Genomic DNA, 3,362 nt, shown 5'->3' on the forward strand with positions numbered 1-3,362 from the left:
AGTTTAAATACTACTTTTATTAATAAATAACAATGTGAAAAAAAGAATAACATTGTTAAATTTTATATTATAATCAAATAAAAATAACACATAGGGAGAAAAAAAACATGGCACATGAACTAATTTATATGGATAACTCAGCAACTTCACCAGTAGATGAAGAAGTATTAAAAGAAATGCTACCATACTTTAATGAAAAATTTGGAAATGCATCAACATTATATCGTCTAGGAGTAGATGCAAAAAAAGCATTAGACAAAGCAAGACAACAAGTAGCAGACCTTATCAATGCAGATGTTGATGAAATAACATTTACAAGTGGTGGAACAGAATCAGACAACATGGCAATAAAAGGAGTAGCACTAAGTGAAATTCAAAAAGCAACAGACAAAAACCCAAGAAACCATATAATCACAACAACAATAGAACACCCAGCAGTACTAGAAACATGTAAATTTCTAGAAAAATTTGGATTTGAAGTAACATACCTACCAGTAGACGAAGATGGATTAATAAGTCTAGATGACCTTGAAAATGCAATAAAAGAAAGTACCATCCTCATTACAATAATGCACTCAAACAATGAAATAGGAACAATACAACCAACAAAAGAAATAGGGGAAATAGCACGCAAACACAACGTATTATTCCACTCTGATGCAGTTCAAAGTGCAGGAAAAATACCTGTAGATGTAAAAGACCAAAACATCGATATATTATCCTTATCTGGACATAAAATCAACGGACCAAAAGGAATAGGAGCAATCTACATTAAAAAAGGTGTAAGATTTGAAGTATTCATGCATGGTGGAGGACAAGAAAAAGGATTAAGATCTGGAACAGAAAACATGCCTGGAATTGTAGGATTAGGAAAAGCAGCAGAACTTGCAAGAGAAAATCTAGAAACAAGAATGCAACACAACAAAGAAATTAGAGATGCATTAATTGAAAAAGTAACAAGCCAAATTAAAGATGCATATGTAAATGGAAGTCTTGAAAAAAGATTACCAAACAATGTACACTTTAGATTCTCAGGAATTGAAGGAGAATCCTTAATTTTAAGATTAGACAATGAAGGAATTGATGGAGCAACAGGATCAGCATGTTCAACCCATGACCTTAAAGGATCACACGTACTTGCAGCTATTGGAGTAAAACCAGCACTATCACACGGATCACTAAGATTATCCATAGGTCCAGAAAACTCAATTGATGATGTAGACTACATAGTAGCATCAATTAAAAAAGTAGTAGATTACTTAAGAGAACTATCACCATTATGGGATAATGAAACAGATGAATATATTGGAGATAGATTTGAAAAACCATTAGAAGATGAAGATATAGACAGATACTAAATAGGTGATTAAATATGCAATATAGTGATAAAGTAGTAGATCATTACACAAATCCAAGAAATACTGGAGTAATTAAAAATCCAGATGGTGAAGGAACTGTGGGAAACCCAGTATGTGGGGATATAATGACAATCTACATAAAAGTAGATGATGACAACAAATTATCTGACGTAAAATTCAGTACATTTGGTTGTGGAGCAGCAATTGCTACAAGCAGTATGATAACAGAAATGGCTATTGGAATGGATGTTGATGAAGCATATCATATTACAAGAAACGATGTAGCAGATGAATTAGATGGCCTACCACCAATTAAATTACACTGTTCTAACTTAGCAGCAGATGCTCTTCAAGCTGCTATTGAAAATTACAGAGAAAAAAAAGAAAAAGGTGAATTATAATATTATTCATCCTTTAATCTTCTTTAATAGATATGAATTAATTTATTTAAAAAAAAAGTTTACTAGTTTTATAAAAAAATAAAAAATAATAGGAGAAATTAATAAGTTTTTGAAATTAAAACTTTATAACTGGCATCTTTACCACAGTTAATACATGTTTTGTTTTCTAAATCTGATTCTTGAGTTCCAAGTACGTCAATATCAAATTTTTCTTCCATGTCTTTACCACAATCAGTTTCACCACACCAACTACATGTTATGATTCCACCTTTTTTATTGATTGTTTTCTTAATTTGTTCTGGTTTTTCAATGGCAAATGTTTTTTCTTCTTGGAATTTATTTGAAGCTTCCTTCATATCATGAGTAATACTATCTAATCTATCTTTAACAACATCTACAATAGTATTTTCATCATAATCAACAAATTCCTTATCACCAGTATCTCTTCTATTTATTACAATAGTATTATTTTCTATATCTCTAGGTCCAACTTCTATTCTTAATGGAACACCACGTTTTTCCCATTCATAATATTTTTTACCTGGTCTTAATTCACGTTTATCTTGTTTTACTCTAATACCATTATTTTTTAATAATTTTTCAAGATTATCAGTGAAATTTAAAACAACATCTTGATTTTCTTTGAAAATAATAGGTATGATAATTACCTGTTCTGGTGCTACAACTGGTGGTAAACTAAGTCCTTTTTCATCACCATGCGCTGCAATAAGAGAAGCTATTACACGATCTGATAAACCATAACATACTTGGTGAACATAATCATGTGTTCCATCTTCATTTTCAAATTGTATATCGAATGTATGTGCAAATGTTGTTCCAAGATTATGTACTGTAGCTATTTGTAATGTTTTACCATCAGGCATAATCATATCAAATGCCATTGTATATTTAGAACCTGGGAATTTATCCCATTCTGGTCTTTTACTGATGGAATATGGAATACCTAATTCATCAAAAAAGGTCTTATATATTTCAATACCTTCCATAACTTCTTTTTCTGCTTCTTCTTCTGTTGCATGAGCAGTATGTGTTTCATTGAAAGTTGTTATTTCACGTACTCTTATTAATGGTCTTGTATGTTTTGTTTCATACCTGAATGTATTAACTGTTTGATACACTTTTATTGGTAAATCCATATGTGAACGTACCCATAGAGAAAACATTGGATAAATAGATGTTTCACTTGTTGGTCTTAGTGCTAAATGTTCATTAAGATCACGTTTTCCACCTTTTGTTACCCAATAAACTTCTTCTTCAAAACCTTTAACATGTATTGCTTCTTTTGCTAATTCACTTTGTGGAATTAACATTGGAAATAATACTTCTTCATGATCTTTATCAAGCAATTCTTGAAGGGCATTAAGTGCATATTTTCTTATTTGAAAACCTCTAGGTAGCCATACACTCATACCTTTAATAGGATATCTGGCATCCATTAATTCTGCTTCTTCTAATATGTTATGAAACCATTCACTAAAATTTTTCATAAAGTCACCTATACTACTTTTTTTTGATATGTTAATTAGATAAAAATTAGAGTTAAATCTAAAAAATAAAAAAGTTATTATAAATAGTTATGTTT

3 protein-coding genes are annotated in these 3,362 nt (G+C 30.3%); 2 read left to right on the forward strand and 1 reads right to left on the reverse strand.

The window, feature by feature from the left end; all coding sequences use genetic code 11:
- Positions 1-122: 122 nt before the first annotated feature.
- Together A9758_RS01000 and nifU are read left to right on the forward strand one after the other, a co-directional pair.
- Entirely contained in the window at positions 123-1,358 is a 1,236-nt protein-coding gene (locus A9758_RS01000) for a cysteine desulfurase family protein (RefSeq protein ID WP_048059872.1), read from the forward strand.
- Between the two features lie 14 nt (positions 1,359-1,372).
- On the forward strand, positions 1,373-1,759 hold the full coding sequence (nifU, locus tag A9758_RS01005; protein WP_011406590.1) for a Fe-S cluster assembly scaffold protein NifU: 387 nt from the start codon (positions 1,373-1,375) through the stop codon (positions 1,757-1,759).
- 98 nt (positions 1,760-1,857) lie between these two features.
- Here the strand turns inward: nifU and proS are convergent, their stop codons facing one another.
- The gene (gene proS / locus A9758_RS01010) at positions 1,858-3,267 is read right to left on the reverse strand and encodes a proline--tRNA ligase (protein ID WP_011406591.1); all 1,410 of its coding nucleotides are present in this window, start codon (positions 3,265-3,267) and stop codon (positions 1,858-1,860) included.
- Between the last annotated feature and the right edge of the window lie 95 nt (positions 3,268-3,362).

Origin of the sequence: Methanosphaera sp. A6 (genome assembly GCF_001729395.1) — an archaeon.
Classification (GTDB): Archaea; Methanobacteriota; Methanobacteria; order Methanobacteriales; family Methanobacteriaceae; genus Methanosphaera; species Methanosphaera stadtmanae.

What these genes read in the sequence shown, in the direction of transcription:
- nifU (WP_011406590.1), top strand. Translation starts at nt 1,373, where the DNA reads ATGCAATATAGTGATAAAGTAGTAGATCATTACACAAATCCAAGAAAT.
- proS (WP_011406591.1), bottom strand. Translation starts at nt 3,267, where the DNA reads ATGAAAAATTTTAGTGAATGGTTTCATAACATATTAGAAGAAGCAGAA.